24 protein-coding genes and 3 pseudogenes are annotated in these 26598 nt (G+C 42.6%); 10 read left to right on the top strand and 17 right to left on the bottom strand.

Features of this window, described 5'->3' with window-relative positions; genetic code table 11:
• Positions 1-16: 16 nt before the first annotated feature.
• Positions 17-1642 (bottom strand): DNA phosphorothioation system sulfurtransferase DndC, encoded by a 1626-nt coding sequence (gene dndC / locus N4J56_RS23960; RefSeq protein ID WP_317108723.1) that lies wholly within the window; start codon positions 1640-1642, stop codon positions 17-19.
• Positions 1643-1922: 280 nt separating this feature from the next.
• Here dndC and N4J56_RS23965 point away from each other — a divergent pair, with 280 nt between their 5' ends.
• Positions 1923-3464 (top strand): DGQHR domain-containing protein, encoded by a 1542-nt coding sequence (locus tag N4J56_RS23965; RefSeq protein ID WP_317108724.1) that lies wholly within the window; start codon positions 1923-1925, stop codon positions 3462-3464.
• 115 nt (positions 3465-3579) lie between these two features.
• Here the strand turns inward: N4J56_RS23965 and N4J56_RS23970 are convergent, their stop codons facing one another.
• The 10 genes and pseudogenes from N4J56_RS23970 to N4J56_RS24025 form a co-directional block, all read right to left on the bottom strand.
• A complete protein-coding gene (locus tag N4J56_RS23970; RefSeq protein WP_317108725.1) occupies positions 3580-3984 on the bottom strand; it encodes a hypothetical protein in 405 nt (134 codons plus the stop codon).
• A pseudogene (locus N4J56_RS23975) lies at positions 3975-5240 on the bottom strand (IS701 family transposase). The gene N4J56_RS23970 and the pseudogene N4J56_RS23975 overlap by 10 nt, the downstream one beginning before the upstream one ends.
• 256 nt (positions 5241-5496) lie before the next feature.
• Positions 5497-5745: a hypothetical protein gene (locus tag N4J56_RS23980; protein ID WP_410500373.1), complete on the bottom strand. Its 249-nt coding sequence runs from the start codon at positions 5743-5745 to the stop codon at positions 5497-5499.
• A gap of 23 nt (positions 5746-5768) precedes the next feature.
• The gene (locus N4J56_RS23985) at positions 5769-6026 is read right to left on the bottom strand and encodes a hypothetical protein (RefSeq protein WP_317108727.1); all 258 of its coding nucleotides are present in this window, start codon (positions 6024-6026) and stop codon (positions 5769-5771) included.
• Positions 6027-6620: 594 nt separating this feature from the next.
• Positions 6621-7087 (bottom strand): annotated as a pseudogene (locus N4J56_RS23990) (DNA phosphorothioation-associated protein 4).
• 88 nt (positions 7088-7175) lie between these two features.
• Positions 7176-7733 carry a Uma2 family endonuclease gene (locus tag N4J56_RS24000; protein ID WP_317108729.1) on the bottom strand — a complete coding sequence of 186 codons (558 nt, stop codon included), beginning with the start codon at positions 7731-7733 and terminating at the stop codon, positions 7176-7178.
• 109 nt (positions 7734-7842) lie between these two features.
• Entirely contained in the window at positions 7843-8412 is a 570-nt protein-coding gene (locus N4J56_RS24005; protein ID WP_317108730.1) for a Uma2 family endonuclease, read from the bottom strand.
• 79 nt (positions 8413-8491) lie between these two features.
• Positions 8492-10561 (bottom strand): annotated as a pseudogene (locus tag N4J56_RS41270) (AAA family ATPase).
• The gene (locus N4J56_RS24020; RefSeq protein WP_317108733.1) at positions 10561-10734 is read right to left on the bottom strand and encodes a hypothetical protein; all 174 of its coding nucleotides are present in this window, start codon (positions 10732-10734) and stop codon (positions 10561-10563) included. The pseudogene N4J56_RS41270 and the gene N4J56_RS24020 overlap by 1 nt, the downstream one beginning before the upstream one ends.
• Before the next feature lie 463 nt (positions 10735-11197).
• Positions 11198-11818: a tetratricopeptide repeat protein gene (locus tag N4J56_RS24025; RefSeq protein WP_317108734.1), complete on the bottom strand. Its 621-nt coding sequence runs from the start codon at positions 11816-11818 to the stop codon at positions 11198-11200.
• Positions 11819-12149: 331 nt separating this feature from the next.
• Here N4J56_RS24025 and N4J56_RS24030 point away from each other — a divergent pair, with 331 nt between their 5' ends.
• From N4J56_RS24030 to N4J56_RS24045, 4 genes are all read left to right on the top strand, one after another.
• Positions 12150-13040: a hypothetical protein gene (locus tag N4J56_RS24030; protein ID WP_317108735.1), complete on the top strand. Its 891-nt coding sequence runs from the start codon at positions 12150-12152 to the stop codon at positions 13038-13040.
• A 176-nt stretch (positions 13041-13216) separates the two neighbouring features.
• Positions 13217-13708, top strand: coding sequence for a 2TM domain-containing protein (locus N4J56_RS24035; RefSeq protein ID WP_317108736.1), 492 nt, complete (start codon positions 13217-13219; stop codon positions 13706-13708).
• A 540-nt stretch (positions 13709-14248) separates the two neighbouring features.
• Positions 14249-15049, top strand: coding sequence for a hypothetical protein (locus N4J56_RS24040; RefSeq protein ID WP_317108737.1), 801 nt, complete (start codon positions 14249-14251; stop codon positions 15047-15049).
• Between the two features lie 350 nt (positions 15050-15399).
• Positions 15400-16494, top strand: a complete 1095-nt coding sequence (locus N4J56_RS24045) for an A/G-specific adenine glycosylase (protein WP_317108738.1) — start codon at positions 15400-15402, stop codon at positions 16492-16494.
• 46 nt (positions 16495-16540) lie between these two features.
• Here the strand turns inward: N4J56_RS24045 and N4J56_RS24050 are convergent, their stop codons facing one another.
• Together N4J56_RS24050 and psb27 are read right to left on the bottom strand one after the other, a co-directional pair.
• Complete coding sequence (locus tag N4J56_RS24050) at positions 16541-18055, bottom strand: family 10 glycosylhydrolase (RefSeq protein WP_317108739.1); 1515 nt, start codon at positions 18053-18055, stop codon at positions 16541-16543.
• Positions 18056-18456: 401 nt separating this feature from the next.
• On the bottom strand, positions 18457-18852 hold the full coding sequence (psb27, locus tag N4J56_RS24055) for a photosystem II protein Psb27 (RefSeq protein ID WP_410500576.1): 396 nt from the start codon (positions 18850-18852) through the stop codon (positions 18457-18459).
• Between the two features lie 188 nt (positions 18853-19040).
• Here psb27 and N4J56_RS24060 point away from each other — a divergent pair, with 188 nt between their 5' ends.
• A complete protein-coding gene (locus tag N4J56_RS24060; RefSeq protein WP_317108741.1) occupies positions 19041-19637 on the top strand; it encodes a nucleoside triphosphate pyrophosphatase in 597 nt (198 codons plus the stop codon).
• A gap of 75 nt (positions 19638-19712) precedes the next feature.
• Here the strand turns inward: N4J56_RS24060 and N4J56_RS24065 are convergent, their stop codons facing one another.
• Positions 19713-19970, bottom strand: coding sequence for a hypothetical protein (locus N4J56_RS24065; protein WP_317108742.1), 258 nt, complete (start codon positions 19968-19970; stop codon positions 19713-19715).
• 231 nt (positions 19971-20201) lie between these two features.
• Between N4J56_RS24065 and N4J56_RS24070 the strand changes: the two genes are divergently transcribed.
• A complete protein-coding gene (locus tag N4J56_RS24070; protein ID WP_317108743.1) occupies positions 20202-20954 on the top strand; it encodes a phycocyanobilin:ferredoxin oxidoreductase in 753 nt (250 codons plus the stop codon).
• Between the two features lie 44 nt (positions 20955-20998).
• Here N4J56_RS24070 and N4J56_RS24075 read toward each other — a convergent pair whose 3' ends face one another.
• From N4J56_RS24075 to N4J56_RS24085, 3 genes are all read right to left on the bottom strand, one after another.
• Positions 20999-21769 carry an Rpn family recombination-promoting nuclease/putative transposase gene (locus N4J56_RS24075; protein ID WP_317108744.1) on the bottom strand — a complete coding sequence of 257 codons (771 nt, stop codon included), beginning with the start codon at positions 21767-21769 and terminating at the stop codon, positions 20999-21001.
• Positions 21770-21861: 92 nt separating this feature from the next.
• A complete protein-coding gene (locus N4J56_RS24080) occupies positions 21862-23055 on the bottom strand; it encodes a restriction endonuclease (RefSeq protein ID WP_317108745.1) in 1194 nt (397 codons plus the stop codon).
• A gap of 426 nt (positions 23056-23481) precedes the next feature.
• A complete protein-coding gene (locus N4J56_RS24085; protein ID WP_317108746.1) occupies positions 23482-24000 on the bottom strand; it encodes an adenine phosphoribosyltransferase in 519 nt (172 codons plus the stop codon).
• Between the two features lie 330 nt (positions 24001-24330).
• Here N4J56_RS24085 and N4J56_RS24090 point away from each other — a divergent pair, with 330 nt between their 5' ends.
• The 3 genes from N4J56_RS24090 to N4J56_RS24100 all read left to right on the top strand — a co-directional run bounded on the left by N4J56_RS24090 (position 24331) and on the right by N4J56_RS24100 (position 26582).
• Positions 24331-24957 (top strand): DUF3038 domain-containing protein, encoded by a 627-nt coding sequence (locus N4J56_RS24090; protein WP_317108747.1) that lies wholly within the window; start codon positions 24331-24333, stop codon positions 24955-24957.
• Positions 24954-25931, top strand: a complete 978-nt coding sequence (locus tag N4J56_RS24095) for a DUF4335 domain-containing protein (protein ID WP_317108748.1) — start codon at positions 24954-24956, stop codon at positions 25929-25931. The genes N4J56_RS24090 and N4J56_RS24095 overlap by 4 nt, the downstream gene beginning before the upstream one ends.
• Before the next feature lie 81 nt (positions 25932-26012).
• Positions 26013-26582: a Uma2 family endonuclease gene (locus tag N4J56_RS24100; protein ID WP_317108749.1), complete on the top strand. Its 570-nt coding sequence runs from the start codon at positions 26013-26015 to the stop codon at positions 26580-26582.
• The last annotated feature ends 16 nt before the right edge of the window (positions 26583-26598 follow it).

The following is a 26598-nucleotide window of genomic DNA, read 5'->3' on the forward strand; positions in this document are numbered from 1 at the left end:
ATCGCCCAATATCTTCTCAACCCTTATTCTTAAACTTAAAATTTCCCCAATTCATCGGCTTATCATCTTCTACATCCACTGCATCCCCTAAAGTTAGCTGCTTCACCTTATCAACATCACCTTTACCAACAGCATCCTTTAAATCTCGCTTGAAATGAGCATTTTTAATTGCTTCATCTTGAGAACGAGAACTACTTTTAAAACATTTCTCTAGCGCATCGTAAATACCTACACGCCTTGCCATTTTGCGAAATTGGCGTTCTGTATCTAAAAGTTTTGCCATTAATTCTAAATGCATAGCATCCCCGTCACAAATTTCTTCTAGGACGTTCCATTCATCGCTACCCAAAAGGCTATAATCTGCACCAGGACGAATATCAATGAAACTTTCGCCCGTCACTTCTGCATAAATACGGGGGAGGCTATCGTCAAATTCGTGTTTTTCTTCCAGCCAAATTCTTCTAATTTCGCTCAATTCTTCATTAGTAATTAGGGTGATTTCACGCATATTTTCTGGTGCAGTACGGCGAACTTGGGTTTGTGCTTCTAAGACTCGTCTCAGCCAATGTTCTCGCCAATATTTAGTGTAGGGACCAGGTATGGGTTCAACTGAGAGTTCGCCATGATGATTGCGTTCAAATAGTTGCACTTCGCCCCAAATTCGGCGAAAATCTCTTTTATCGCGATCGTCTTGTACGTCCAAATCATTGCGGATATCTAATAGAGGCTGCATCCATTCTTTTTCTTCATCGTTTTGGATCATTGCCTCCATTGATTTATCTTTACTCACCATCGTACAAACCCAGCAGCCAAAGCGGGAATCGCCGCAACTGGGAGTAGAAGTATCGACAACTAGGGGACATTCGTTGTCTGCTGTCGCGCCTCGGTACATGGTAAATAAGTCTTTGTTGCTATATCCCCAAGGGTTTTGCCACTGCATGAGATATAGCCAGACTTCATCTGTACGCCAGTCTTGGATAGGGCTGTAAATCAGCGCGTTGGGCAAGCTGGAACTATTGTAAAGTAATGACTTAGCAGCATATGAATCAGAACTAAGACGATCCTGTAATGCTCCTACTCGATGTTTTTTCATCGAAGCAGCACGTCTTGTACTTTCAGCTTTACGAGTACCTAAGACAAGAATCACTTCTCCCTCTGTTCTAACCACATCACGAACAAAGCGATTCGAGGGAGCAATTTTCAAGCGTTCCGTACACCAACGAAATCTATGACGGGGTGCGGGATAGCCTTTACCAATAATGCTGACCCAGAATGTATCTTTAACACTGGGAGGAAGCAAGCGAGGGTCAATCGGAATTCTTTGCTCTTTTGCCGCAACCTTCATTTGCTCTAAAGAGGTGCGAACCCAGGTAGACACAACTGGATTTTCTACGAGGGTATCTGTTGTAATTACATATATGGTTTTAGTTCGCTTTTCAATTGGCAGAGATGCGATCGCATTCCAGACTAATTGTAATGTTGCAGTAGAATCTTTACCACCACTGTAACCAACACACCAGGGTATAGCATCAGAACAATACAATTCTTGTATTTCAGCCGTCAGTAGCTCGATTTCTTCTACTAACTCTGCTACATTACGTGCTGGCTGATTTTTTTGGTCTGGCTGATTTGCTATTGTCATCCTGCCTACCTCTAGAAATACGGGCGCATCTGGGCGAGTAGAATTCGCATCTACACAGGCAAAACTCGCCTGCGCGGGTTGGGAATAATTTGTTGGTGTTGCGATCTACAATCTTCCAGCCTCAGTTAAAATACAAATTGCTGCACAGACAATTATAGTATTGTATGGTCTGGCGGTTTTTAAAAACTAGACGTTAAAAGTTTTTAAAAACTAGTTTCCTCTAAACTGATTGTTTTAGACAATGAACTTATGCGTTCTGTCAAGATATTAAGAAATTGTAATGAAAGACAGTGTAACCGATCTAAGTGCTGATGTGACTAGCCAAAAGCGAGAACGGGAACGAGAACAACAGACTTTTGCAGTCCTACTGGATAAATTCTTGCAGCAGCAGGATCGGATACTGGTACAAAGGACAGAGATGGGCGGGACTGAGGCTTTTGTGGGTTCTGTGACTTTAGAGTGGTTTGCCAGTCGGGTACATTTTGCCTCTGCTTTACCCCTACTACGACAAAAATACAACCCTGAAACCGATAATATTGAAATTGACGCAGAGAGTATCGACGAAATTCAACAGCGTCCTCTGGATTGGTCGCGACAACTACCGCTAACACAGTATTTAGCCACGCGGAAGCATCATAAGTTTCCACCTGTATTGGTGGTGATTAGCCAACCTTGGGTAGATAATCCTCAAGCTACTGAGTGGGATAGTCAGGGTAGAGCGATCGCATCAACTACAGATTTTATCACGCTAGACCGAGAAGGTAAGGTCGGTCTACTAAATATTGCTGAGGCGGATGTCACCATATACGCCCTGGATGGACAACATCGATTGATGGGGGCGCAAGGGTTAATGGAGTTGTTGAAAACTAGTAAACTCCCACGCTATCGCAAAGATAAATCTCCTGACGGTACTTGCATCAGACTAGCCGATTTAGTGGAGCAATCTCATAGTCAAGACGCGAATAATCTCGTCTCTAGCGATTTGCAAGACATCCCTCAAGAAAAAATTGGTATCGAGTTCATCTGTGCAGTTGCAGCTGGGGAAACCCGCGAAGCCGCAAGGCGAAGGGTAAGATCTATTTTTGTCCATGTCAATCTGATGGCTGCACCCCTAACGAAAGGTCAGTTAGCCCAGTTGAATGAAGATGATGGCTTTTCGATTGTGGCGAGAAAAATTGCTGTGAGCCATCCACTATTGGAACAGCGATTGAATCGGAAGCCGCGTATTAATTGGAATAGTGCGACAATCGCCAGTAAATCAACGGTTTTGACAACGCTGCAAGCCCTCAAAGACATGTCAGAACGCTATTTAGGGCAAAAGTTTCCGCATTGGAAACCGTGGGAAAAAGGATTAATCCCCATGCGTCCAGAAAATAGGGAACTTGAGGCAGGAATTTCTGAATTCTGGCAGTTATTCGATTGTTTGACAACTCTTCCTAGTTACAAACTGTTAGAGGACGAAGACACCCCTAGCTTGCGGCGATTCAATTTTGAAAAGGATGGGGGTGAAGGAAATATGCTGTTTCGTCCTGTAGGTCAAGTGGCTTTGGCACAAGCTTTAGGAATTTTAGTTTTCAAGAAAGGGTTTAAATTGAAAGAGATTTTTAAGAAGTTGAAAAAATTCGACTTGGAAGGCGGATTTAGCAGCATGGAGTATCCGCAGTCTCTTTGGTATGGCGTTTTATATGACCCAAATAAGAAGCGAATACAAGTTGCTGGGAAAGATTTAGCAGCGAAGTTACTAGTTTATATTTTGGGTGGAATTGAGGATCGGAATTTCTATCTAAAAAGCCTTCTACGTGCATCTTTGCGATACTTCTAGCGATGGCATCCAAGATTTCTGGAACACGATGCTCAGCCCTAACTCTTAAAAGAAATCTTGAAATAGCGAAAAACAATTCGTTGCCCAAGAATTGTATACAATATATTTGATTCTCTCAATTTTTTAATTGCTTTTTCTGATCGCTTGTTAAGCTAACTTCTTCAGGTTGGGCAGGAATAGATATACCTAAATGTTCGAGTTGACTCAACCAATCTTGAAATGGCTGTAGTTCATAAAAGAACCACTTAAAAATATTTCGAGTTCCTATATGAGGAATTTTGGGATGAGATACATAATATTCTCTCATCGCTTTTTCTCTATCAGAAGGAGAATTCAAAGATTTATTTAAAGCTGTTTTCTTAAAATCTATTAATAGCTCTACAGTACATTTACTAATTAAATCTATTGTTGTTAAATATGGGTCGGATTGTGTCAAATTATTAGCTTTCGATGCCCATTTAACAATTCTGTCTTCTAGCACGTCTTCTTCTAATGGGACTTTAAAACTTTCTAAGCCCAAATATAGCCGAACTTAGCTCTGTGAGAGGCAAATACATCAACATGCTCATTAAGCCAGCGGACCAAACGAAACTCGACTGCGGTGCGGAATGCCTCCAATGCTTCGGCAAAGGTTTGTAAGGGTTTGGTTGCCCAACGTCTGCGGAATCCGCCGGTCAACTGATGCCAAAGGATGAAGGTGTAAGCGATGAACACTAAAACCCAATGACGCTTCATACTCAGAGCATCCCGAACTTGATACTCACTCAAACCCAACCAGCCCTTGGCTTCTCGATAGAAGACCTCCACCCAGTTGCGAGCAGAATATGTTTGAGCTACCCAAGCCGCACTGACTTGGTTGTCAGAGGCATTGGTGAGAAAGTAATCCACCTCCGTCGCTTGCTCGAAACTAGAGGCATTGAGTTGAATCGCCAGCCAGCGAGTGCCTTCGAGCTTCGGAACGTGAACTGGTAACAGCGCCACCCAAACTGTCCGGGGCTGCTCCAGATTGAGTTGCACAGGTGTGAACTGCTCCACTGCCAAGGTTTGAGCAATAGCTTCTAATCCCTGCTTACGAGCAGACTCATCACCTGATGTTTGAGCAGTAACTTGGCGGTTTTGGCGATTGCTGCCACGTAAGTTAGGTTTCTCGACTCCAACTGCTTGAGAAAAGGCGTGTTATTACCGTAGCCTGCATCAATTACAGTCACACCCGGTCGATAACCGCGCTTCAAGCATTGGTCAACCAAGTCTAGAGCCAGGTCAGGTTTTTCTGGAAGTTGGGGTCTGCCTTGCCTTGCTCGAATAAACTTGCGTGTTGATAGAGTGCAACATCTAACGGCAGACATCGCACTCCATCATACAAGTAGGTAGTCAGCAGCACAATACCATTGTCAGTCTTGCCAATCTCCCCAATGTACTGCCGTCCTACCCCATCAGTAGCCGCACCACTTTTGCGATGTCCCGAATCATCTACAATCAATGTGAAACCTTGACTCGGGGTCGTCTGGCGACACTGGTGCATCACCTCCAACCGCCGATTATTTAGCTTGACTTCATCCCAAGGGGCATTGTTGAGAAAATGTCTGAGGCTGTTGTAGGAGCCATCTACTGTATTTGTGACCAGTTGGCTCAGGTTTTGCGCTGACTCTCACCCAGCAGTCCCCCTAGATAAACACGAAATTCCTGCCGCTGCTTCTGACGCGAAAATACATCATCAAACCGACGACACCAGTTCTCAAAGCACTGCGGCATCGCTGCTGGTACTTGATCTTTCACCTTACGTTGCTCCTGTCGAGACTGACGTAAAACGCAACTCCTACCCGCATTCTAGCTCAATTTGCTCCATCTTTCTTACAAAGTCCCACTAAAAGCTTTCTAGGAATTAAGGCAGAGAGTTTTGTATCATCTAGCAAAAGTTGAGTTTGGCGATCTATACGTTTAGCAGTATTATTTATAACTGTAAATATATTACGAGTAGCCTTAATTACTTCGTCTCGAATAGACTCAGCCTCTTCAGAATAGCCGATCCGACCTAAATTATCAAAACTAGATAGACAACTGGGATATCAAAAGTTTCGTCACAAGCACAATTTTCAGCTATCTCTTGACCAGATAAATTTTTTGCCTGTACGTATATCCCAATATTTTTAAGTGACAATAAACGGTGTTGTCCATCTATAACTATTCGAGATACTCCTTTATATAATTTTAAGTTGACCCATTTTTCTATAGGTTTTCCTTTGCTCATTACAGGAAAAATCCCAAAATTCTTTTTGTTCATTTGAGTTAGGAGAAGAACAATAACTAAAGAATTAAAAATCGAATTCCATGTTTTGCTAAATACGTAAATAGTTCTGTCTCTGCTCTTTTTGCATCTAATGTCCGTTGAACTCTTTCTGAAAATCCCCACTTTCCTTGAAGGTCGCCTGCAAATCCAATATTTTCTGCTGCATCGCTATGGCCGAGAGTGGTGAGAAAGTAACGTACTTTATTAACTGTTCCAAAAGTACCTGTAATAGCTTTGTATTCAATAATCTCTGGAGATTCATCATCTAGTTCCATTATCAACTCCTCTGTGCGTTAAACTTAGGTTGACAAAGCTGAATCAGTAAGCTTTCAAGCTCTTTGGCAATGTTGCTAGAGCATGGAAAACATATAAATAAAAATTCATCTTGCGGTCTGGAATTACCATATCTTCCAAAAAACATCATCGTTTTCTAAATGCTGGACAAATCTTTTTGTAAATTAGAAGCATAACCAATATAATCTGGACATTGTAAAATACTACATATTAGAAGGAGTTGCTTGAGTTCGCGCCTATCTCTCGGTTGCGATCTACTTTGAATGAACTCACAGATCTTATCTAATAGTGTAACTGGTTTGCCACATGTGTCTACGGTAAATTTTGTTCGTGAAGTATTTTCTTCAAACTTTGTTGTAAATACAGTCTTACTGATTCGCTCTTTTATATTTAACAGTAAATTGTTCTCTGAAAAATCAAAGGCATGATAAAAGCATATACTCCTACTCGATCGGGAATGTCATAAACGGCTGAAATAGTAGCTGTAGCTACTGTAAAATTTTAAAAAATCTTCATGTATAGTCTCTTCCATTACTGTACAAACTAGCTATCTCTAAAATACAACTGAAATTCTTTTATAAGAATTTACTTAGATCGAATTCATTTTTAACAGAATATTGTTTAAATTTAATATCGCTTAACATTAAGAGTAGTCTTTCTAAATAATCTACCGAGCCACGTAATTCATCTCGTAATATTTCAAGTCCTCCATTTGCATATTCCTCGAAAACACAGATACGCTGCTCTTCATAATAATCATCATTAGAAGCAATGATCTTACTATCTTTGCTTTCTGTTATTGCTAGTAGTTTAATTAACATATCATATCCTTTTGTAACGAAGTGTTCTTGTGGTATGGGATCGGGATCTCTTTTAGATACCTCTTCTATAACAACTCTCTTCTTATGTTTTGCCCTAAAGCTGCTGCAAACATCATCACTTCTACATAAGTCTGAAAAGGTGCGGTTTTTTCATTTGATGCTACCAGAGCTTTAACTAACTCTGCCTTATCTTTAGCAATTTTTATTCTATTTGCAGCCATAAATTTTAATATCCAATTCCTAGCTATATTAACTCAATAATTTCTACGTATCTTAATAATTCTCCAGAAAAAGCGATCGCACCCCCAATTACAAAAATATTTGACTCACCTCCACCTCAATTTTAGGAAAAGCTAGCGGTGACAACTTAGCATCTTCACTCAAAATTGCCTCCTGTTGATAAGTTTCTTCGCCTGGTTCTCGCAGAACGTAAACCTGTCGCGCATTCACATCCACAATCCAATATTCAGCAATTCTAGCTTGAGCGTAAATACGTGCTTTGGAAGTGCGATCGCTATTTAATGTTCTATCTGCTACTTCTATTAATAAGAAAATATCATCTGCTGTAGGATGACCGTCAATATACTCGCGAGGGTTAATACGAACAATAACAATATCGGGTTCTGGTTCAGAATTTGGACGTAAGGTAATGGGTAATTGCATTCGTAAGAAAGCTATACCTGCAAGCAGAGTATTGAGGTAATTAAATACCCGTTGTGTAGTAGCAGCATGAGGCGGTTGTTGCGGACTCATTTGAATAATTTGCCCTTCTATTAGTTCAACTCGATCTTCTGTTGTTAAAATTTCTGCTTCGATCATGCGGTGGTACTCATCTACAGTCCATAAACGTAATTCTGTTGTTGCCATGAATTTGCTTCCCGAAACCGAATCTTATTTTGGAGATAAATAAACTCTTGAATTAGTCTGCGTAGGCAGACTTTGTTTGTGTAGCCGCGAATTTTATTCGCCCTACACTCTAACCAGGAAATTGCACGTCTTCGTAAACTAAAGAAATAGGAAAGCGAAAATCGATACTTGTGAAGTCTACTTCGTCCCCTACTTCATATGGATGCAGTTCCCAAAAACCCCTGTCGTTTAATCGAAAACACTCTACACTTACTTTTTCTGCGTCGATTAAAACGTATTCTCTTAAAGTTTGAATGCGGCGATATTGAGTAAATTTTCCGCCGCGATCGTAAGCTTCTGTACCAGGCGAAAGAACTTCTACAATTAAACAAGGATATTGAAGAAATTTGGTTGCTTGTCTGTCTCTTTCGTTACAACTTACAACGACATCTGGGTAATAACATGGTCCTGTATCAGATACACAAACTTTTGCATCAGCCATATTAACGCGACAACCACTTCCTCGTAACTGACTTTTTAAAGTAGTAGTTAGGTTAACAGCAATATCATTGTGAGGGATAGTACCCCCAGTCATGGCATAAACTTCGCCATTAAGATATTCGTACTTGAATTCTTGATGTTCTTCCCATTCCAAGTACTCTGAGAATGACATGTATTTGTAATCTGGATTGGCAATCATATACTTTTATCCTTGAGTAAAACTCTGCAACAGCCAGCGATTAATCTCACCATCATCAAAATTCTGTGTAGGAGACGAACTAGCCATTGTCCTCTACCTCTACTGCTACGGTATACTCAAACTCGTTCGGGCTTTGTCTAACTAAAGGATAACGCTTGCTACCGATACTAATAGAATCTTCTTCACAATCGGGTTTAGATGAATAATATGTCAGCACGTATTGCTTACCAATTCTGCCTGACATTTCTGCTTCTACTTCCCCTCGCCATTGAGTTTTTGTAACTAAAATAATCAATTGATTCGCTAATTTAGGAATCACTTTAGCAATTTGACGGCGATAAATTTCATCCAAACTACCAAAAGGCGAATCCATCACGATTGGAAAAGTACTAGTATCGGGAACCATTAGCATTTTCTTCTCGCTCCATTCCCGCACTCTATCAATAATACTACCAATAAAAGAAAGGCTGAGAATTTGATTTTCTCCTGTAGAAGCAGCTACAGGCATTTCTATCCCAATTGTATTTTCTACTAGAGTCAGTTCGTAGCGATCGCTAATTTTAGGAATATAGGGAGTAAAGGAAATTTCTCCAAATATCTCTTGAACTTGCTTTTCTAACTGCAAGCGAAACTGTTGCTCTTGCCGCGATCGCACTTCTGTCAATCTTTCGATTGCATCCTGGGTAGCAGCAATTCGTCTTTGAGCTAAAATTTGCCTTTCTTCGTTATATTTTTGTTTAATGATTTGTTTGACTAACTTCTCAGTTTCAACTTGAAAATTAGCAATTTGCTGCTGATTTGCTCCCTCTTCTAGGATTATTTCTCTAGTTTTTGCTTCAATTGCATCTATGCGTTTTTGTAAACTCCGAATTTCTTCACTTGGATCTTTACGCAATCGTTCCTGAATCGTGTCTAATTCAGTTTCTATCTGTGAAATTGTCTGTCTTAATTGCTGAATTCTAGCTTGCTCTCGATCTACTTCTTCCCAGAAGGTAGGTACTTGTTTATCAATTTCATCTACTTGTGCGCCCATGCGAATAGCTGTCTCTTCTACAGTAGAAGAACCTGCTCTTTCTAACCAGTTTTTCACACTTTCACAAGCAAAATCTCCCTCATGTAAATCTGCACCGCAAATACAACGTTGGGAACTCAGTAAATCGCTAATAAATTCCCGCGAAATTCCTGCCTTTAATTCTCCTCGCTGTTTTAATTCCGTAACAATAGCTCGAAATTGATTTGTAGTTTCTGATAAAAGTACTGTATATCCTTTAGTAGAGATCGCTCGTTTTAAAATCTCTCGACTTTGTTTAAGACTATCTTGATTTGTCTTTTTAAGTTGCTCTAACTCCTGTCGCCTTTCTTGTAATTCTTTCGCCGCGCTAAGTTCTCGTAGATAATGGTTTGTTTCTTTCTTCAACGTATCTTGACACTCTAATTCTTGCTCAATTTCTATTTGTCTACACTTGATTCGCTCTATTTCTTTCTCAACTTTACTCTGTTGCTTAAGTAGCTTTTATGTCTCGCCGTCTCCAATTGCTTTTAACTCGTTGTCTAGAGTTTTCTTTGCTTCTCCTAAATGCCGAATTGCACGATTTAAAACTTCGACTCCCAATAGCATTTTGGTAGCTTCAGCAATTTCTGTTCTTTTATCAGAACGAACAATTTGCTCGATGCGTTCGCCATCAAAAAAGAAATACTGGTGCAAACTACTGGGAAGAATTTGATTAATAATTTCCTCTGGATGTTCTGGTGGAATATACCAACGTCCATCACCTCCAGATACATACATAAATAATTCGCTTTTACCGGCATCTATGTCTGATTCATTTTTATAGACTCGACAATTGCGCTTAGTGCGGTAACGTTTTCCTTCATGTTCCCAACTGACTTCTACCCAACATTCTACTGCTGCACCTAATCGTACTTCGGCGATCGCGCGTTTATTTACCAATTGCTCGACAGAAGCAAATGCCGCACTAAATCTCTCGTACAATACCCACGTAAAGGCATTTAATAAACTCGTTTTTCCCGCACCATTGTTTCCATGAATAATTGTAGTGTTTTGTTCGGTTCCAGTTGCTAAGATTATTTCTGGTGTTTTCCCATAAAAAGAGCGAAAATTACATAATTGGATAGAAGTGAGCTTCATTACTGCACCTCTTCTTTGATTATTTTCACAATATCGTCATTAATATGACCTTGGCTTTTTCGGTCTAGTCTATTTTTCTCTAGTTGACAGACTCGCTCGATAATTTGCCTAATCTCTGGCGCAGCAGTTACTATCGGCTCCTGCACGTCACTCATATTTGATTCTGTTCTCATGCTAGTACAAATGAATGCTATGCAATATTTTATACATGTGTACTACCGTTTGGCTACTGATAAGTAATTCCAAGGGAGCAGAGAGCAGGGAGCAGGGAGTAGCGAACCTATGCTGCTCCAGCTTGGGCTGCTGCACAAATACAATCTTTATGTAAAACAAGTGTTAAAAAACTTGTAGAGCGTAAACTGCACTACCTTTATCTGCGTTTAACTAAATCTCTTTACAAGAGTGTAATACTGGCAGAAAAATTTAAGCTGGAAAAATCTTGTATTTTTACTTTTCTGATGATACTATTACTTTAACCAAGATGGTTTTTTTAATAATCGAAATATAAACGTTTCAAAAAAAAAAGAAATAGTATTTCTAATATAAATAATAAATATCACGATCGCAGATTGAAAGTCAATCCACCATAGCTAAATAAATTGATTTTTGCGATCGCAAGTAAAGAATAATTAAAATTTACTTTTGTTCTTGCTGGGGAACTGCAGGTGCAGAAGTTACAGGTTGAGGATTAGCCAACTTGTTAATTTGCTCTTTTTCTGAGGGACTAGGTGCAAGGGCAGCAGCTTGCTCGAACAAGGGCTTAGCTTGCTCTGGCTTACCCTGTTCTTTCAGTAGCAGTGCCTTGCCTAAAACAGGACGATAATCTTTCCGATCGATTTGCATCGCCCGGTCAAAAGCGGCATTGGCGCGATCGCTATTTTTCTGGGCAGCATAAACTTGACCCAATACCAAGTGATATAAACCTTCATTAGGGTTGAGAGCAATCAGTTTTTCTAAAGGTGCGATCGCACCCTGAAAGTCTCTCTGGCGGACGCGAACTTCTACTAATCCCTTCAGTGCTGCTTGGTTATCTGGCTCCTGCTTCAAGACGAGTTCGTATTCCCGTGCCTGATTCACCAGTGGGGAGTCAGACTGCGATCGCGCTGTCTGACTAGCAGTGGGCGTAGCTTCCTGCGCTGGCTGACTATCTTTAACTATGCCCTCTAACAGGGGTAACATCGAAGCCCCAATAAAGAAAATGGCTCCTAGCGCCAAGACGAGATTGATGAACCAACGACTGCGGGATGGCTGTGACACGATATCGCTTTGAACTCTACTTCCATATCTTAAAAGCTAACATTCAGAATGCTAATTGCTCATTGCCGAGCGAAAGGGGTTAATTTACCTAGTTGCCTGCACGAGTGCAGATTTTGTAAAATAGCGATTTTCCGATCTAGGGTAACATCACAACCAACTGGGGTTGTAATGATATGTTATGCTGCGCTCACGCTTAGTTTACTTCTTGCCAATGAGCTACGCTTGCCGACAGCATACAAAACGTAACTTAAATTATCCGCCGCTCGAATTTGCGGGCAGCAGGATAAAAATAGTCCCAAATGGGATTTGTCTCCGCCGCTAAGGAGTTTTTATGAATTCCGACCTGATTCCGTCTTCCCAAGTTTCCGATTCCGATTCCCAACAGCCTCCAACCGAGACTGTAGCAGAGGAAAACCAAGCAAGCCGCCAGCAGCCAATCCCGCCCCCAAGCGAACCAATGCAGTATCGTGCCATTGGTTTAGTACGCGGTCGCTATCAAGCCAGCGCCGAGCAATTCACGCAAGGAACATTACTGGCGCATGATGGTACTCAACTGCAAGCCGTACTGCTAGGGCGAATTATTAGCTTAGTCAGAAAGCACATAGATTTAGAGGCAGAACACCTGTGGGTGGTTTACCCGCGCACGGGACAAAAAGATAATCAATTGCACCTTCAGATTGTCGGAGTTTGGGAACCAGAAACCCTAGCAAAGCAACCAACCCCAGAAGAAACTCCCACCAGCGAAGCAGCACCATCAGAAGCGGATTCTGCACCCATCGACAACGCCGAAGATGGTTATTTTTCTGTACGCGGTGAAGTCGTTTTCCAGTCTGCGGGGGATAGTCGGCTGGTCGTGAAAATCAAGCAAGCGCCACGCAAAGAATCAGATCGACCCAAGTTTTTTAAAGTCAATCTTCAGGGCGTGCTGAAAACAAAAGCTGTAGGTCAGTTTTGGGAGTTTCACGTCCTCAGACAAGCTGACAATCTCGTCGTACAAGAAGGTACATCGATCGCTACTTTGCCTAAACCCTTCCGAAAACCGATGAAAAAACCCTTCGGCGCGCGATCGGGAGGAGGATATAACAAAGGTGGAGGTAGAGGTAAATTCGAGACCCCACGTCCCGTCCGTAAGACTGATGGCTCTACACCCATGCCTCAAAAACCCATTCCCAAAGCCCCCATTCCCAAACCGACAAAACGTCCAAAACCACCCCAAGAGTAAATAGTAGTTGGTGACTGGTGATTAGCAAAGAGGAAAAAATACCAGTCACCAGCCACCTTGCTAAAACCCCACTAACGACTCATCAACCAACGACAACTCTCTAAATTCCGAATTATCATAGAAGCAGTGAAGCTATCTAGATTGAGTCAAAATTTTCTGGGAAAAGCATAGGTGAGATGAAAACAGTGGTTGACAACAAGCTAGTGCGGACTTATCACCAAGAAGATATTCAACAAATTCTCCAAATAGCGATCGCTCGTCAAGCCTATGAAGGAGAATTTTCTCGCCAACAATTATTAGAAATCGCCGCTGAATTAGAAATTTCCCCAGAATGTCTGCAATTAGCAGAACAAGAGTGGTTGATTCAGCAATCTGATAGTCAAGAACGGCAGAAATTTAATCTGGATAGACGGAAAAAGTTGCAAAAAAGATTTGGTAACTATGCTTTAGTTAATATCTTTTTTATCCTTTTAGATCTGGTCAGTGGCGGCGGTCTGTCTTGGTCACTTTATATCTTATTATCTTTAAGTTTTCTTTTGGGTCTTGATGTGTGGAATAAGTCACAGATTCAAGGCGAGGAGTATGAAAAAGCCTTCCAGAATTGGAAACGCAGGCATCAAATCAAGCGTTCGATTAACTCTCTGCTAGATAGACTGCTTAAAGCTTAGTTACTCAATTATATTTTCACCTGTAGTATTTATTAGCGATCGCCCTTGCCTATCCTCGATTTCAGAGGCACGTTTAGAGGTGATCGCTGGTTTTAATGTAGTTAAAAAAATTTTATCTAGCCTAAGATAGACAAATAATCAAGGTTGCAGGACTAAATTTTCTACCTTAGTAGAGTTGATTTTACTTTGTGCATATCTTTAGAAATACTCTAATTTTTGCTTGTTACTACTATTGATATATAGTTGCTCTTAATCCAACAAAAATGAAAGTTTTTTGGTAAAAATAGACGTAACGATAAATTTTTATCATTTTTCTGAGCTAAAACCACAAAATGCAGAAATCAATCATAACTTCTGAGAATTAATTTTTTCTAACCTAAGTCTAACCTAAGGTAGATACGCGATCTTTAGGACTAACTATACAAAGCGCAAGTTTACCAGTAAAAGACAATTAGAATTCTGCTGGGAGTGCCAAATCTGGTGCAGAAATTCGTGGAATAGACTCCAAAAAAAAGCAAACTGTATGTGAGGATGACAAAAATGAATGTTAAATTTTTCCATTCGACTGCCATTGTGTTTAGTATTGCAACTGTTGTAGCAGTTGCAAGCGAACTGCCAGCATCAGCGCAAACTGCAAACCCTAAAATTTCTACTTCTGCTGCTGCTTTAAAGGATAGATCGAGAGTTAACACGATCGCGCAAGTCGATCCAACGTATCCCAGCACTCAACCATCTACCCCCACTACAGATCCAACGTATCCCAGCACTCAACCATCTACCCCCACTACAGATCCAACGTATCCCAGCACTCAACCATCTACCCCCACTACAGATCCAACGACTCCTACTGCAGAACCAACTACCCCAACAGAACCACCAGCAACTAATCCAGATCCAATTGAACCAGGATCGTCTACCCGTGGTGGTTCTAGCTACGTAGGCGTGGGGGCGAATATTGGGATAGACGGTAGTACAGCTTTAGGTGACACCAACTTTACCGTCATCAGTAAAATTGGATTAACCAATGCTGTCTCTGCACGCCCATCAGTCATCATTGGGGACAACACGACCATCTTGATTCCCGTGACCTACGACTTTAACTTGCAACCTACAGGAATCGATACAGGTTCGGAAGCTGGTTCGATTTTTGCACCCTATGTCGGCGGTGGTTTGGGTATTTCTACGGGAGATGATAGCGATGTAGGACCAATGTTAACTGCTGGTGTAGATGTACCAATAGGCGAGCAATTTACAGCTAACGTAGGTGCGAACGTAGGCTTTTTAGATGATACAGAAGTAGGTATTCAAATTGGTGTTGGCTATAACTTTGCTGGCTTTTAATTAGGGAGCAGGGAGCAGGGAGCAGGGGAGAGAGTCGCCCAGCTGAGGGAGCTGAGGAAGCAGTGACCTGTTATTAGGGAGCAGTGACCTGTTAATAATCGGCAGCAAGCAGTGATTAATAGAGTTATCGCTACCTGCCTAACTCACTGACAACCGACAACCGACAACTGATAACTAATACAGGAAGCACCATCAAGCAAAATAGCTATAGCGCCTGGAGAATTGTCTTCTACAGGCGCTATGCTGGTTAAGTTATAGAGTTTCAACTAGTTATCTTCTGTATATAACCATAGAATAATCGTTAAATTTAGGTTTTAGGTAAAGCCAACGTAAATATCTATCTAACTTATGTGAAAAAAGTGTTAATGGATCGAGGCGTAAGACAACTCCTGGCTTGGTACGATCGCGATCGCAGACTGCTACCGTGGCGACAGCAGGTCAATATTTATCACACTTGGATCTGCGAGGTTATGAGCCAACAGACAACTCTAGCCGTCGTCTTACCCAAATTTGCTCAATTTATTCAACAACTGCCTACGGTAGACGATCTAGCCAACTGCGATGAAGAGACACTACATCAACTCTGGGCTGGATTGGGATATTACGCACGAGCGAGAAACTTGAAAAAAGGTGCGGAGTTCATCGTCAATCGTCTCAACGGTCGTTTTCCCCAATCTTATCGCGAATGGTTGCAAATTCCAGGTTGTGGCGATTATACTGCTGCCGCGATCGCTAGTATTTGCTTGAACGAAAAAGTTCCTTGTATTGATGGTAACGTCACACGGGTGGTGAGTCGCTTGCTAGCCTTACAAGATGTGTGGAGTACAGCAGGGCGATCGCACATCCAAAATTATCTCACGCAAGTCATTCCTAGCGATCGTCCGGGTGATTTCAATCAAGCGATGATGGAGTTGGGTGCAACAATCTGCCGAAAAACGAAACCCCGTTGCGATATTTGTCCTTTACAAATGCAATGTTTAGCTTACGCTAACAATTGTATTGAAATTTGTCCTCCTAAAAAACCCCGCCGCGTTTTAGTAGATACGGAATTATTCGTGCTAATTTTTTGGCATCGACAAACCGATACTTTTGCAATTGGAGAAAGAACAGATGGTTTTTTAGCCAAAACGATTGGCTTTCCTTTGACGAGCGCTCATCAATTATCAAAGCTCGCTCGTTGGCAACCGCTTCAACTACCAGGAAAATTTACCCATGCGATCGCTCATCATCGTATTACTGGAAAGATTTGCGTTATTCAATTAAATAGTAATGAGATTGATATCTCCATGCGGCAGCATTTAGCTTTATCGAAAACCCTACACTGGATGAATCGTCTAGACCTAAGTGCAAAACTCTCAACCGCCCTCGATCGAAAAGCTTTTCAGTTATTTCAAAATTACACTTATTCTGATTCAATTTGCGAACAACTCGCACTAAATTTATAGCATGAAATTTAAGCGTAGGGTGGGCAATGCCCACCTGATGATATAGCTATTTCCAGCGACAAGACTTCCGCAAATTTTCAATTTCTGGTTCTTGCCAAGAAAAAGCAAAATGGCTGATCCCTTTGACTTGAGGTGCAGCACGCTCGATCGCGCTCATTTGAGCTTCGAGAGAGGGGCGATTGCTGATAGACTGTCCCCATGTACCAGCGATCGCCGGAATAACTTTAGCTTCAGGTGGCGCGTATTTAAACACTCTTTGCACCAAAGCCGCAATGCAATCGGCATTACCGCAAGCAGCATAGGACATGGGATGCCATTCTGCACTGGTAGGAAACCGATCCCAAGGCTGCAAGCGGGAATCATACCCCTCACCTACAACTTGGTTGCCATCAGGAAAAAACACTAACCCTGTCTGTATTCCCTGTTGTTGTACTGGTGAAGCTGCCAAGGCGACAAAATCGAGAATTCCTTGTAGGGCATGGGCTACACTCAACCGCCACAACTCCAACTGTAGCAACGGACGACGCGCCGCAGCACTCGGTAACACTTTTTTCTCCTCTTGAGTGGGTGGAGTGCGCCCTTGCCAAAGTGGTTCTCCTTCATCGGGATAAAGCTTATCGACCTCATCAACATCTGAGGCTGACAATGCACCCTTAGCAACATAGCGTTTAATCAGTTCTCGCCCCTTTTTGTTCAACGCCCGTTGTTCTAAAGCTTGACGGGCTGCTTCGCTATAAATCCATAAATCTTGTACTTTAGAGACTACAGAAGCACCACCCAAACCGCGTGGATAACGCACGTAGTCAAATAAGACTCCATCAGGGCGGCGGCGTACCACTTGTTGCACCAACTGATAGAAGTCGCGCTTTGCCTGGACGTTGTAAGGATCGATAAATACTTGACTGGCGTTATCTACAACATTTAAGCTTGTATCGCCCTTAAAATTCCTGGCTAATACCGATTGGCGATCGCTGCGTTGCCCGTAGGAATAGCCGAAGTTCATCATAAACATCCAAGCGTAGACTTTCAAGCCTCGTTCGTGGGCTTTTTGAATTGCTTCGGCGAGTAAATCTGTATTTTCCGTGCCAGGGGTACGCACCATCGCGGGCCATGCTGTCGGGTTAGCCGATGCGGGTAATAAGACTTGCCCATCCGCAAATGTCTCGATGTAAACGTAGTTATAGCCTCGGCTGACAATCCGATCCATAATCTTGTCTAATACCCCTGGCTGAGTATCGCAGGGATAAAGGCGCAACCAGATCGCTTGATGTTGAGGCGGAGTGCGATCGCGGCACTCTGCTAATTGCTGTGCTTGTTGGTTTATTAGCTGTTTATAGCGGTTTTGCGCCTCTGTGTCACCTTGTAATGCTTTCTGAAGTAAGCTTTCTTTCTCTTGCCTTACTGCTTCTGATTCCTGACAGTAGGCAGTTGTTTGGGCTATTACAGGATGGTTCCCCAAGCTCATTACCAGTAAGCTACTCGTAAAGGCGATCGCCGCTAGGTATCGTTGTAATCGGCGCAGTTGCAAGAATTTTAATTGACTTAATTTGCAATCGGACATTCCTAAAAACAAGAAATAGGACAAAAAAAGTCGTAAGTCGTAACTCGTAAGTTAGAAAAATATCTGGATAACCTTAAATAAAGTTGACAAATTATTGACTTAGCTGATTCTATGTTCTAGTTCGCAGAAGATAACTCTTCCACTTACGACTTACGACTTATAACTTACGACTTAGTTTGACGTTAGTATTCGACCTTTGGTTGCTGCCATCACTCAGAATAATTCGGAATTTGTCCTGTGTAATTCGTAATTATTCGGAATTCCTGCCACTGATGTTTCCTTTATCCGTTTTCCGGTAGGCGATCACCTGCTTTGTTTGTGTAAAAAAATACTGGCAAGCAGGTTACTGCTTGCCACCAGCAAAGATACATATTTCTTAAATATGCCACTAGTAACTAAGCTTAATTTCCCCGAGCAACCGCCATCTCTACTTGTTTGAATTCTAATTCTAGGCGTTGCTTGAGTTTTGCTGGTAGAGGACGGTTAGGATAAGAACTGTAGTGACCAGCCAGGGAGTTTAAAGCGGTGCGCATGGTGGTAAAAGAACTTAAACCTGTCAAGCTACCATTACGCTGATAGCGAGCAGCGAAATCATTAATTTTTTTGCGGGCTTCTGCTTGGATTTCGCCTTTGTTCGGTGCATCCTGCGGCAGTTCAATTGCGTTGCGCAATACCCCTATCACATCCAAGGTATCTTGACGATAATCTCCAGAAAGCCCACCACTACTAGAGCAGCCCATTAAACCAATAACGACTACCAAAATCAGGGCAAGTAGACGTGACCAATAGTGCTTCATATACAATCCATTCACATTTCATACTTAAATCACAGTCAATCCTACCGTGGAATGGGATCATCTCAGAAGTCGGAAGCCGGAAGTCGGAAGTCAGAAGCCACTAAGAGCCATATTTTGAGTGCTGTGAGAAGCACTTTGCATCAAGCGTCTTTACACTGATAACTGATAACTGATAACTGATAACTGACATGGGTTTACCACAATTTGTTTTGGCTTCCGCTTCTCCAGCGCGGCGGCGCTTGTTACAAATGGTTGGCATCGAACCAATTGTTCGCGTCAGCAATTTTGATGAGTCTCAAATTAAAACCGAGAATGCAACTAAATTGGTAGAAACTTTAGCGCGTTGTAAAGCGGAAGCGATCGCACCTCAATTTGATTCAGCTTTAATTGTGGGCTGTGATTCTGTCTTGCTGTTAAATGGAGAAATTCATGGTAAACCGGAGAATACAGAAGTCGCGATCGCCCGTTGGCAACAAATGAGCGGTCAAATAGGGGAACTGTATACAGGTCATACTATTATCGACCAGCCGCAACAACAAATACTTGTCCGCACTCAAGTTACGCGGGTTTATTTTGCTCAAATGAGCGATCGCGCTATTAGAGCCTACGTTGCTAGCGGAGAACCCCTCAAGTGTGCTGGTGCTTTTGCTTTAGAAGGGCGCGGAGGTCTATTTGTCGATAAAATTGAAGGCTGTCATTCAAATGTAATTGGTCTCAGCTTGCCCCTACTGCGACAAATGCTATCGCAACTTGGTTATGAGGTGACGGATTTTTGGAAGAGGTAAGTCAAAAGTCAAAAGTTAAAAGTCAAAACTGAGGAAACAGTAGGCGAAGAATTTCACGCACCACGCACCACTCTCCTACCAATTACTATCCACCTCAAATTGATGCGTGCGTAATACCGCTTCCCCATGATCTGGAACCCAAGCTAGCCACTCGTCTTTTCCCACCTGGCACAGGAGCAATGCTTCATCATGACTGTAAGTACTGGGAAGTTCTCGCAACTTGACCCAATCATTGCGTTGACATTGCTCTAATGAATTGTCATAAATTTTGTTCAGCCAGTCCGAATGGGTTTTATCGGCGGTTTTGTGTTGTTTGTGAGAATTTAGTTGCACTGCCTTTGCCCTCTTTACTCAGAAAAGTCGATCGGCAATCTGTAAAAATTGCATTTCTGTAGTTTATGCTACAGAAAATTCGAGAGGAGCTGCATCTATCGTTGGATAACTTTACGTTTGTTCCAGCCAGATATACGATCGCCTTTTAAGTTCCGAGCCACATAGAGTAATAGAATGAGGAGTTGTGAGTGATGAATTTAGCATTCACAGTCCGGTATTGAGTATTTTTCCATGACACCTGCTTCTACTCCTTCACTGCGATCGCAACAGCACTCCCTCATTCGGCAACTAGCCGATGCGATCGAATCTGTTTGGCAAAACCACCTAGAACTCTCACCCTACGTCATTCCCGCAGAGTTAGGCTATGTTGAAGGCAGATTGGAGGGAGAGAAACTGACAATTGAAAATCGTTGTTACCAAACACCCCAATTCCGCAAACTACACCTCGAATTGGCGAAAGTGGGAACTACGTTAGATATTTTGCACTGCGTCATGTTTCCCCGCGTAGAATACGCTCTACCGATGTTTGGCTGTGACTTAGTGGGAGGAAGGGGACAAATTAGCGCTGCGATCGCAGATTTATCGCCTTTAAATCAAGAACGGACTCTATCCCCAGCCTATACTGCTGCACTTTCTAACCTGCCAAATCCCAATTTTTCCCAACCCCGCGAACTTCCAGTTTGGGGAGATATCTTTTCACCATTTTGCACGTTTATTCGTCCTGGTTCTCCAGAGGAAGAAGAGAAATTTTTGGCAATGGTAAGAGGATTTTTAGAAATACATTGTACCCAGGCGATCGCGTCTCAACCCGTTTCTAAAACGCAACAAGCTGAAATTTTTGCCGCGCAACAATATTACTGTACAAAACAACAGCAAAATGACAAAACCCGTCGAGTGTTAGAGAAAGCCTTTGGTGTAGAGTGGGCAGAACACTACATGACAACAATATTATTTGACTTACCGGAAGCGACTAATTTAGGGTAGTTGTTGTTGAGAGATAGGATGCGATCGCGAGTTTTAGACCCGATCTAGTTTTGCGAAGACTCATTTATCTGCTGTTGAAGCTGCTGTACTTCATCAATTGATAAATTTGTTCCACGGGCAACTGCTTCTATTGAAAAGTCTTCTCGTAGTAAGTTGAGAGCAATTTCTCGTTTTGTCTTAGTTTCTGCCTCTTTTTGGATAGAACGATAAACCGAAGACTCTTGCATAATATCCCTCCGTAATAGGCGATGAATAACCTCATCTTCTAATCTTAACCCAGCTAGAATTGCGGAAGCAGCAGTGAGATTTGCTTGCACCGTAGGGTCTGAAATGCGATCGATTGCTTGAGCAACTTGGCTTAGTGTTGCCCCTGGATTGGGGGTTTGACCTAGAGCCGCAAAAGGCAGCAGTCCAGGAGATTGCAAGAAGAGGTCGTCAGGTTGCTCCCACAGACGCACTACATCAAAATCATGACGAGTGCGTTCGAGGGTAAAGCTGGTCTGCTGAACTAAATCAGATCCAGTCTGCTTCAGATAAATCACGACTTGCCGCATCATTTTGTCACGATAGCGCCTGTACACTCGCGCACGGTAATCTAACATACGGAATGGAATATCTGGATCGGGACGGGTTTGAAATTCTAGGTGCAAGACAGATTCATCAGACTCCAGCAGAATCAAGGCATCGGTGCGAATCGGTTCCAGAGATAGTTCGGACGGTTTTAACTCCGTCAGGGCGATTGACTTTCCCAGCAGCCAACTGGCAAAATCAGCAGAGAAGTTTTCGGCAAGAAATCGGCAAGTGTCATCATACATGGAGAGATTGTACGACTTGTGACACCAATTATTTGAGTTTGAGCAAATCTAAAGTTCGGTGAACAACGATCGTGGCAATAGGTAAACCACCTTTAGCGTAAACCAAATTCTGCGATTAATGCAGGACTTGAAGCTAAAACTCTCTCAAGATGACTCTCTGCCCACATTTCTATTATCATAGCAGAATCCGATAGATTATGCCTCTCAATGAGACTGATTGCGTCAGCAGTAAAACGCCCTGTAGTGGCAATTACTAAAATATCAATTCTCGGCGGTTCCCAAAGTTTTACCTGCTCTTTCAGCTCACTGAGGTCTGTTGGAGAAACACTTTTACTGAGCCAATGCTTGCATTGAATAATTACCCGTTTACGAGTTACTCCGCTCAACGTATCTTGATAAATCCTATCTACAGATAGATCGCGACCTTGATCGGGTGCGTTAGTATGCATTAACCATTGGGGATTTTGATGATTTCGTTCTGAAGCAACTAAATTGAAAACTAAACGCTCAAAATCCTCCGCAGACAGCTCTTTCCATCGCAATTTAGTTAAGACAGAACCAGAAGGTTTAGCTGCGACCAAATCAGACAAGTCATTGACCAATACAGGTATGGGTTCGTTTGAGACAAAAAGGGATCTAGTTAGCCCTGCCTTTACTGATGGCCAATCTGTACAAACGATGTCCCTTAAGTCGTGACTCTCAGCATAGTGCAAATGGCGCTGCATATCACTCCAACGCGGAGGACGTGGAATGCTGCTACCGAGTAATACGTCTATTTGCCTAACTTTATTTTGTAACTCTACCCAACATGGATTATCAATCTTATTACCATATTTAAATTTAGCTTCATCAATAGGATAAATCTCTTGAAGTCGGGCGAGTAAACAATCAATTTCACTGAAGGTTTGTAAAATGATGTTTTGAACAAGTTGTCGTCGCTTTTGATCGAATCGAAATCTATATTCTCGCAATTCTTGACCAGGTTTCTCTATTCTACGATATACTTCTATTTCAATTGAAATTTCTCCAACTTCAAGAGCATCAAGCCGAGACTGGGCTATTTCGTCTAAATCAAGAGGTAGTGCCGTAGGTTGCCAACCATCAATCAGAGGCAATCCTACAAGTAAGTGTTCGTAGGAACGGCAACCATTTTCATAAACTAGGTTAGATCCAAATACAATTCCTTTGGGAACATTTTTTTCTAAAAGACTCCACAGCTTTTCAAGCCTAGACAAGTTGGCTTCCGTAGCTTCAAATTGGCGTAATGCTTCATCTAAATTACTCATACCGAAGCAGAAAAATAAGTAAATTTTGCGTTAATCCTAGCAATCAGAAGAGTAACTATTTCAGATAATAATTAGCTTCAATAACCATTGATATTAGAAGCATTTATAACTATCCTATTTGGTTCATGAGGGTAGGGCAGGCTTCCAGCTTGCGGCAGGCTAGAAGCTACATATTATTTAGAACTGTTAGAGCTGTACAACCCTCACAAAAACTTGAGCAGCCTGACTATTTAATATACTGGCTTTTGGCAGACTTATACCTCAAATCAGATGATTAAACTGATGATTAGACTGCGAATTTGCCATCTGTATCTGAAATTTGACTGTTTGGGCTGTGTCATAGCTGACATATTATTGGAAGTTAGGCTGTTAGTCTGACAAACTTTCGTAGTTTCTTTTCTTTTAACCTTATTTTTGCCATCTCAGCTAATACTCTACCAGCGTCACAATTGGCACGTCGGGCAAATTCTGTCGTCCTGCTAAATCTTGTAACTCGACAATAAACCCAAAACCAACCAAGTCGCAGCCGATTTGCTGTACTAACTTCGCCGTCGCACAGGCAGTTCCCCCAGTAGCGATCAAGTCATCGACAATTAATACTCGACTACCAGGCTGTAAGGCATCTTGATGCACTTCTAACTTATCCATGCCATACTCTAGTTCGTATTCAACCGAGTGAACCAAAGAGGGTAACTTCCCAGGTTTACGCACGGGAATGAAGCCAATGCCTAATTTATAAGCCAAAGCTGCACCAATGATAAAGCCGCGTGACTCAATCCCTACAATATATTCAGCATTTAATCCCGCACCATCCAGCTTATCAGCCAGACTATCTATGGCATGGCGCAGTCCTGCGGCATCGCGCAACAAAGTAGTAATATCTCGAAACAAAATACCAGGCTTGGGAAAATCGGGAATATCGCGAATCAGGGACTTGAGATCCATAGGTTGTCAGCGAGACTGGCTGAGTATAACGGCAACTATCTATATTGGCAGACTTAGGAAGACTTTGAAAAATCGTACACTAGAATTCCAGATGTTTTAAATTGTTACGTACGATCGCTAATTTCAACCGAAAATCAGGGAAACCTTCTATCAGTGACCAGTGACCAGTAATTTCTCCCTTGTCCCCCTTGTCTCCCTTGTCCCCCTCTTCCCTACTCCCTACTCCCTGCTCCCTGCTCCCTTCTATGCTAAAAGTAGACAGTCAGTCGCCAATTTTGCCAATCTAGTGAAGGCTGGTTTTAGTTATTTACCCGTATATCTTTGGTTAAGATGAATGTCTCCGCAAGCGCGAATCCGTTAGATAGTTCAACCGTCCCATCCCTCCCCCTGATGCTGGAAAGTTTACCTAACCCACCTGTTGATGAAAGGGCGTGTCCTCAAAGGGTGAGGTTGCAAATTGATTTGATGTTACTGGCGATTGAAGCCCTAGAACTTGGTGGTTCGGAATTATTCTTGGCAATAGCGCAGGAGCTAGAACTACAAGATATTGTCAAAAATCGGGTAAACTTGTGGCGAATGCGCTGTACGAACCCATTGAGGCGATCGCACGCTCGGCGCGACCTCAGTTTGCTAGAAGCTAAAGCACTCGTCGTTATCGCCGCCGATTTAGCCCGCAGGTTGACAGCTGTGATTCGACAGTTGCTATTGACATATCAGCAAATGCGTGACAAGCAAATTCCCCTCGAACAGAATTTACGGCTATCTCATTATCTCGAAAGGTTTCGATCGCATTTTCGCAGTCGGATGAATCCTCGTCGTTCTGGGGTACTAGCTTACAATTCCCCCGAAAAGTTGGATGAACTAGCACTGACACTGCTGCAACAATTGCTATTTTGTACGGGGACAGCAGGAATGCAGCGATTGTGGATCAGTTTGTTTGATGGGGAAGTAGAATGACGACGATTCAGCGCAAGTACAGCCTGCCCAATTGCACGCTAGTTTTAGAAGGATTGAGCGATCGCCCGACCGATTCTCAATCTCTCGATGGGCGACCCGTACTCACAATTTTGACCTATGTTGAGTGTCAGCTGATCCAGGCAAAACAAACCTTGACTGGTGGTAGAGATTTTTTTGAAAGTTTGGTTACAGCTGTTAGCGGTTACGCCCAAGAATTTTTGAGTCACGTCACGCACCCAGAAGCGCACAACAAAGAATCTAGCTTGGTACATCTGCAAAAAATCGATCGCGATCGTCATCGTTTGATCGTCCAGCCAGAAAGTCATAAAGAATCAGAGGCAAATAGCCACACTGAAGGCACGACGCAGGAAGTCGAGCTGACAACAGTACAATTATTTGACTTAGTAGAGGCAATCGATCAGTTTTTTGCCGACACTCAAACCTTACCAGATTTAACGCTGCAACTAGCTCCAGTTTCGCGGCGCTACGTGCGATCGGGACAGCAGTTAGTCAAGCAAGCCGTACCCGCCACCGTAGGCGCATCGGGATTAGCTCTAGCCGCGATCGCCTTTTTCTTAATTCCCATTCCCGAAGCTGTCCGCCGTCCTACAGAACCCACCTCTCCATCCGCCCAATCTACCAACATTGCTAACGCACCACCCATCACCGATCCGTTGCAATTGGTGCAATTACAGCAAAAACTCACCGACCAACTCCGACCGGCGTGGAAGCCTAACGTAGCCCTCGGTCAAGATTTAGTTTACCGCGTTGGCGTAGCTGCTAATGGAGCGATTAAAGGCTATGTTGCGACTAACGACGTATCCAACGGGCAAGTCCAGCAAACTCCCCTACCTCGCCTACTATCTCAGCCTACTGCGGGTGCTACTCCTACTCCTGAATCATTAGCGCAGTTTCAAGTTACCTTTACACCCAAGGGAGAAGTACAGGTTAAGCCTTGGGAAGCGAAGAAATGAGACAAGGGGGACAAGGGAGACAAGGGAGAATAAACTGTCAACCAACAATTACCAACTACCCATTACCCATTACCATTCTTTATGGATACGGTGATATTAAATCTAGAACCAATTGTGCATTTGACTCAGGAACAGTTTTATCAACTGTGCATGGCAAATCGCGAGTTGAATTTAGAGCTGAATGCCAAAGGAGAGTTAATTATCGTGCCACCCGTAGGAGGAGAGAGTGGAAATCAGGAAGCAGATCTGATAACAGATTTAAATAATTGGAATCGTCAAACGAGGTTAGGAAAAGTATTCAGTTCCTCGACAATTTTTCGTCTCCCCAATGGTGCTAACCGTTCTCCTGATGCAGCTTGGGTAAGACTGGAACGATGGGAGGCTCTAACTCCAGAAGAACGAGAAAAGTTTCCTCCTCTGTGTCCAGATTTTGTTATTGAGCTACGCTCTCGCACTGATACGCTGAAACCGTTGCAAGAAAAGATGCAAGAGTATTTGGATAACGGTCTGCGTCTTGGTTGGCTCATCAATCCTCAAAATAACCAAGTAGAAATTTATCGACCCAGCCAGCCTATAGAAGTAGTATCTTTACCCGTTGTCCTCTCTGGAGAAAGCATTTTACCAGGATTCGAGCTACTTATAGAACAATAGTTGAGTGTCGCTACTA

The organism is Chroococcidiopsis sp. SAG 2025 (genome assembly GCF_032860985.1).
In the GTDB taxonomy this organism is placed as follows: Bacteria; Cyanobacteriota; Cyanobacteriia; order Cyanobacteriales; family Chroococcidiopsidaceae; genus Chroococcidiopsis.